Annotated in this window: 6 protein-coding genes; 1 reads left to right on the forward strand and 5 read right to left on the reverse strand. The window is 41.1% G+C overall.

The features are described from left to right. Nucleotides 1-81: 81 nt before the first annotated feature. Nucleotides 82-753 (reverse strand): hypothetical protein, encoded by a 672-nt coding sequence (locus tag JQM82_RS13865; RefSeq protein WP_235250985.1) that lies wholly within the window; start codon nt 751-753, stop codon nt 82-84. A gap of 30 nt (nt 754-783) precedes the next feature. Next, entirely contained in the window at nt 784-1200 is a 417-nt protein-coding gene (locus JQM82_RS13870) for a S26 family signal peptidase (RefSeq protein WP_235250986.1), read from the reverse strand. A gap of 157 nt (nt 1201-1357) precedes the next feature. On the opposite strand from JQM82_RS13870, the gene JQM82_RS13875 reads away from it, so the two are divergent. Next, complete coding sequence (locus JQM82_RS13875) at nt 1358-2908, forward strand: peptidoglycan DD-metalloendopeptidase family protein (RefSeq protein WP_235250987.1); 1551 nt, start codon at nt 1358-1360, stop codon at nt 2906-2908. A gap of 46 nt (nt 2909-2954) precedes the next feature. On the opposite strand, the gene JQM82_RS13880 is transcribed toward JQM82_RS13875, so the two are convergent. The 3 genes from JQM82_RS13880 to JQM82_RS13890 form a co-directional block, all read right to left on the reverse strand. Further along, nucleotides 2955-3887, reverse strand: coding sequence for a CvpA family protein (locus JQM82_RS13880; protein ID WP_235250988.1), 933 nt, complete (start codon nt 3885-3887; stop codon nt 2955-2957). Nucleotides 3888-3896: 9 nt separating this feature from the next. Further along, nucleotides 3897-5150 (reverse strand): DUF5711 family protein, encoded by a 1254-nt coding sequence (locus JQM82_RS13885; protein ID WP_235250989.1) that lies wholly within the window; start codon nt 5148-5150, stop codon nt 3897-3899. An 86-nt stretch (nt 5151-5236) separates the two neighbouring features. Next, complete coding sequence (locus JQM82_RS13890) at nt 5237-6316, reverse strand: LysM peptidoglycan-binding domain-containing protein (RefSeq protein WP_235250991.1); 1080 nt, start codon at nt 6314-6316, stop codon at nt 5237-5239. Nucleotides 6317-6466: the final 150 nt, after the last annotated feature.

Genomic DNA, 6466 nt, shown 5'->3' on the forward strand with positions numbered 1-6466 from the left:
GATATAATTTTAAGCATTTTTCATCCTATAATTACTGTTTAAAAAATCCACCATATAGTGTGGTGGATTTTCATCATAGCATTATTCAGTTTTTTCGTCAATCAATTTCTTCATATTCTCTTCGGTTTTTTCTTGTCCTTCTACTTCAAATATTTCCATTGATTCCGCTTCTACTATGGCTTTCTGAAGATTGGAAACATTCTCCAGAATCTGGGAAAATTCTGCTGACAATGTGCGCAGTGAATCCGAATATTGCTGAAGTACATTAGAACAGTATTCTTTATATGTTCTGCGCAATGTATCTTTATCTTTTTCAAGGCGTTGCTGAACTTCTTTCAACTCTTCGATTGTTTCCTTCTGCCTTGCAAGCTCTTCTTCCTGGGCCCCCAGTCTTTCCTGCTGTTCATTGCTTTTCTTTTTCAGAAGTTCTTTTTCAGTTTCATTTTCTTCTATTGCAGCTGCCTTCTCCGCAAGCGCGGTCTCTTTTTCCTGTAAAACAGACTGCTTTTCACTTAGCAGGACACCTACCCTCTGCTGAAGTTGTGCAATGTTTTTCTCCGAATCTTTAACTCTTTGCTCATATTCTTCTTTTTGCTTTTCTTCACTTTTTTGAAACTCTTCTATATATTTCTGAAACATTCCAGTTATCACACCAAGCTTTACATATACATCTTCTCGGTCAAAGCCTCCAAAAAAGGACTTTTTTATCTTCATCGTATTAATGTATTCTGTAATTTCCTGCATCTTATCCATTGTCTCTACCTCTTTTCTTCATTCTGATCATTAGAAAAAGCGAAATGTAAATACTACTTTTCCTCTTAACTGTTCCATGGCTACTGCTCCAAATGTTCGGGAATCTATGGAATTCTCCAGATTATCACTCAATAAAAAAACACTCTTTTCATCCAGGGAATAGATTCTCTTAATTACCTGTTGGCGGTCAACCTCTGCAATCACGACATCATTTACTTTATACGTTTTCTCCAGTCGTGAATATACCACCACACTGTTCTCCGGAATTCCAGGCTCCATTGACGTACCTTTGATAATTGTAATCCCAAACAAAATCTGAAACAACAGATAACAAAGCAGAACCGTCAAAAATGCCAGTCGAAGAATTCCAGCAAGCTGCTTTCTTTTTCTCTCTTTTTTTATCAATCTGTCTATCACATCTGACATTTTTTCATATGTTTCTGCCACATTATCCCTCTTTTCACACATACCATCATTATACCAGATTTCTCTCCGTAATCAACCGAAAACCCTGGAAACGGGGGCAGTGATGCCTTGTGAATCCCTTTCTGACGTGCTATAATATATTTCATGAATAATAATACCTATTAAGGAGGTTCACATCTTGCGTAATTCCAGATTTCTACATATATTTATTCGTGCTTCCATTGTTGCTTCCATAACAATTGGAATGCTCACAGTCAGCATCAGCGAAACATCTGCTCTGAGTGAAGCCACCTCAGATTCAGAGAATAGCGGCTCCTCCGCATCCGTTGAGGAACCCGTTGAGGCAGAGATCCCGGAAAATATCACGGAGGCTTCTACAAACACGATCAGTGATACAACAGAGAACCCTGAAATCACTGATAACGAAGAATCCGATTCTTTCGAACCATCGGGAACCGATGTTCAGGATACGGAAACTTCCCAGCCTGCCGATCCATCGGAAGGTACTGACGGTTCCTCCAAAGGTGATTCCGAACCCGCAGATTCTTCGGAAGAAATATCCGAACCAGAAGATAACGATATTGTGGAAACTCCTTCCCTGCCATCGGAATCACCCGAAAATTCTTCTGATCAGAATACGGATCCGGTAGTTTCCGGTTCATCAGACTCTTCTTCTGTTTCCGAAAATATCCGGCCGCAGGAAAACGTTCCATCTTCTTCGGAAAGTACGCTTCGTGATGATCAGATAAACACAACCAGAATCACATCATCCTTTTCTCCTTCACGGCCATTTCCGGATGCCAGCGAAAAGATCAAATATAATGTTTTACTTCCCATTGATAATATACCTGCATTCATTACGCAGGAAATGATTATCGGAGCGTTGAAATGTCAGGACGAAACCGGATTTCCGGCTTCTGTTACCATTGCACAGATCATTCAGGAATCCGGATACGGTTATTACGGGGAAGGCGGGGAAAATGGACAGGGACTGTCCTATCTTGCGTATCAGTATTGTAACCTGTTTGGCATCAAAGGAAAGGGACCAGCCGGAACCGTTAACATGCGTACCGGAGAACAGACTGTATTTGGCGAAAATTATACTATTACAGCCGGATTCCGCATTTACAACACCTACACAGAATGTATTGAAGATCGAACAAAACTTTTACAAAACTATTATTCAGACTTGACTGCCGGTGTTACAGATGCCAATACATTTGCCATGAAAATTGCCGGTCGCTGGGCAACCAGCCTGACATATGGGCAGAATCTCATCGCACAGATGAAACATTATGATCTCTACCGACTGGATGAAATGACGCTGCAAGAATTCAGCGATATGATCGGACGTTTCGCCAATCCATGTCCCGGCGCTTATCTGACTAGTGGATTTGGCTATCGCACATTTGATGATTCTTTCCATAAGGGAATTGATCTTGGAACCAACGGCTACAATCTCCCGACTTATGCAGCCGAAGCTGGTACCGTTATCAAAGCCGAATGGGACAGCACCGCAGGATACTGGATTGTTATCGATCATGGCAATGGACTGATTACTCAATACATGCATCACAAAGAAATCTATGTTGAGGAAGGACAACATGTAGAGAAGGGGCAACAGATCGGCCTCACCGGGAATACCGGAAACGCTTCGGGTGTTCACCTGCATTTTCAAATCGAGGAAAACGGCTCTGCTATTGATCCTGTCCCTTACCTTTCTGAATAGTCAAAAAGGACTGTTGATTCGCAACAGTCCTTTTTTATGTCTTCTCTTATTTTTTTAACGTTACTGCAAGTTTCAAAATCGGATTATAATCATAGATCATTTTCAGAATCCGATCCGACTGAATCGTGTCATAAAGCTCCCTTCCGATTGCCGTAGTATACAAAAGTGTGATCAGGGAAAAGCATGTCCATACAATGATCAGCGCTCCGATTATCCCTGCCAGACCTCCGGCCAGCCGGTTGATCATGCCGAGCACCGGAAGTTCCGAAACGATATCAAGTGCAAACACAATAGCACGTACAACAATCGTCACAAGAATAAATGTACATAAAAAAGCTACCATGTTAATGATCATTTTCGAAAGATAATTACCTACGTACTGCGGAAATGTTTCTGCTCCCACTTTACTGTATGTTTCTTCATTATTGTTACTGGCAAGCAGATTTTTGAATATCTGTGGTATATCCGCACTGTCGATCGCTTTATTCTGAATCTCTTTTGGTATATTGGCGTGATCGAGCGCGTCTGCCAGTGATTCGTTTTTCCCCTGATTCAGGCCCGCAAGTATATTGCCGGAAATTCCATATTGCGCAAGATCTTCACTGCTTATATTTCCATTCACAATATCTTCCACAGAAATACCATATTCAGCCAGCTCCTCTTCACTGATACCTGCTGCTTTCAAAACTCTTCTCACACTGTCTGCATTCAGTCCCTGTTCCACCTGTTCATCTGCAGCTTCTGTAAGCTCTGTGGCAGCCGCATTTACCATTGCCGAAGACACCTGACTTCTAATCATATCATCCATCGGTGTATACTTTTCAATCGTATTGGCAACATATGGGGTGACAAAAAACACAAGAACAAGTGTAACTATTGTAGTAAGCAGTGATACTGCGATTCGTATTGCTCCCCTGCAGAATCCTACTATCATGCATATCAGAATCACTCCGCCAACTGACATTAACATCCAATTCATACGTTCTCCTTATTTCACAAGCCGGACATTTTCCATGCCGCTCGCGCTCATCACAATGTATTTATTTACTCCTTCAATTGGAAAGATCTCCAGAATATTGTTATCCATCTCCCCATCATATTTTTGTATTCCGCTCCGCCAAAAGATACTGCATTTCTTACCATCATACATAATAACCTGGTCTCCACAGATTTTTACATTATTGTAATCTCCGGTAAAGTCCTTTGACAATGCTACTTTGCCGTTTTTATTATATAACCTGAGCTCATAACCTTCTTTTCCTTCATTCTTCAGAACCAGGCCAATATATCTTTCATTATGGAATACACTTTTTATCTCCTTATCCATAGTGATCTCTGTTTTTTCTTTCGGAATATCTGTCCCCCGATAAATGATCATCCGGTTATCCCCCACCGCCACGGATGTAGAAGAATCCATATAAAACCCAGATGCCATAATCGTGTCTTCATACTCTTTATACGTCACCTGATGGTCTGTCTTATCCGATCCGGCTTCGCCAAAGTTATAATAGATTACTTTTGAAGTAATCTTTCCCTGCTGCGTACACAGATACAGAACCTGCATAACTTCACCATTTTCTGACATCGAAAGATCCAGCGGATATCCCGTCCCCGACAAAGATGCTTTGTGTTCCACCAGCACATTTCCTGCTGTATCATAGCACAAAATTTTTGCCGAGGTATCGTCTTTCAGAATCACTCCGACAATTCCCTGTTCTGATACATGGATCTTTTCAATTGGAAGAGTAGTATGTATCTCACCTTTCAATCCATCTTCACAAAACACCATGATGTCATTGCCACCTTTGTCTGCAACTGCCGCCGTTTTTTCTCCAACAACAACAAACGGATTTTTAATCTGATAGGACTGGTTCCATTGCTCCTCTCCTTTATTATTCAGATAGACAATACCATCCCGACTATATTTCAACACTCCTTTCGCATATTGCGCATAGCTGCTGTTTGCGGCTCCCTTAATAGTGTAGGTATCACTTATACGGGCTTCCGTATAAGTCTGAAGATTAATGAACAAAAAGATTGCTATTGCAACTGCTGCCACTGCCAGGATACAGAGCAGTATTTTTCTTCTTGTTTTCTTTTTATGTTGCCTGATCTCTTCCTCCACATCTGTCTGTATGCCATCTTCATTCTTCAGTTCATCCAGAATTTGTTCAACGATCAGATCCGTCGGATCCACCTGTGAATCCACGACATGAAGGTTTTTGTTCTTTCGGTGCATCATGAATTACCCTTCCGCCTTCCTCACAGTGCTTTGAGTTTTATATATGCACTGTTATTGCTTTGTGCACATTATACCATATTTCTCTCCTAAGGTAGTAATAATTTTTGGCCAATATAGATAAGGTTTCCATCCGACAACCCATTCATTTTGCAAATCGCTTCTACATGCGCTGCATTTCCGTATATCTTCTCACTGATACTGTCCAGTGTGTCTCCCTTTTTCACAACATAATAATCTTCTTCACTCAATTGTTCCTGAATCGTCGATGTCTCCGGAACAGTGCCGGATGATGCTGCATCTGCACTTTGAGATTCCTCTTTATTATCACTTGTCTGCACAGACTGCCCATTTGCAATCACTTCTTCCGCCGTCTGTTCTTCGTTTGCATCCCCGGCTCCCACCGACTGGGACAACGCCTCCAGAGAAGACTGTACCGCTTTCATTTTATCATAATTATTCATGGTTGAAACACCGATTGCCAATACAACAACCACCAGCAATATACTGGTGACATATGCGAATCTGGAGCTCTGTCTTTGCTCCTTATCTTCCAGTTTTTCTCTTACGGCACTACGAAAATCCTTTGCAGCTCGATCCTCAACCATTTCACTGGGTGTAACGCCAATCTTTTTACGCGTACTGATCATATAATTCTGCATCGACGGATTTTTTTCATAATAAATATAATGACCGCCAATCTGCATAAGTTCTCCATACTTATATGCATAAAACATCTCTTCTTTTTCTATCACATCCTTCCATATAAAAACCGTATCACTTCTGGAAAAAGTTTTTTCGTGAATATTTCGAATTTCTCTGCTTCTGCTCATGGGTCGCCCTTTTTCAAGCAGACACCATCCCACAATATCATATTCCGGAAAAAATCGCTTTCGTTCTTCATCCGCTTCATCCCACATCTCTTCCGTGATCTTCAGTTCTTCGGCATTTGTCTCGATATCACTTAATTTGACAGCACCAGATATATATACTACCCCCTGTCCCTCCTGCGTCAGAGTCTCGCCTACTAAAGCTACTCCCACTGGATTATCTGTTACCTTTTCGCACATCTGATTTAGATACGTATCCACGTAATCCTCCACATATATCTTAGGTTCATCACTGACGTTACCAATCTGCCTTACATTCTTTGGAAATTGTTTTTCCATATATACTCACCTCGTTTTATATATTTTTGCATATGATATCATATGTAATCCGCATAATTTAGCAGTTGGTGGGACTTGTCCCGAAAAAATTGCGGGATATTTCGAGACACTTCGACCGGAAGTCTTAATTAGGGACAGGGGATTTTGAAT

The sequence above is a fragment of the Faecalicatena contorta genome (assembly GCF_021531995.1).
Lineage (GTDB): Bacteria > Bacillota > Clostridia > Lachnospirales > Lachnospiraceae > Dorea_A > Dorea_A contorta_A.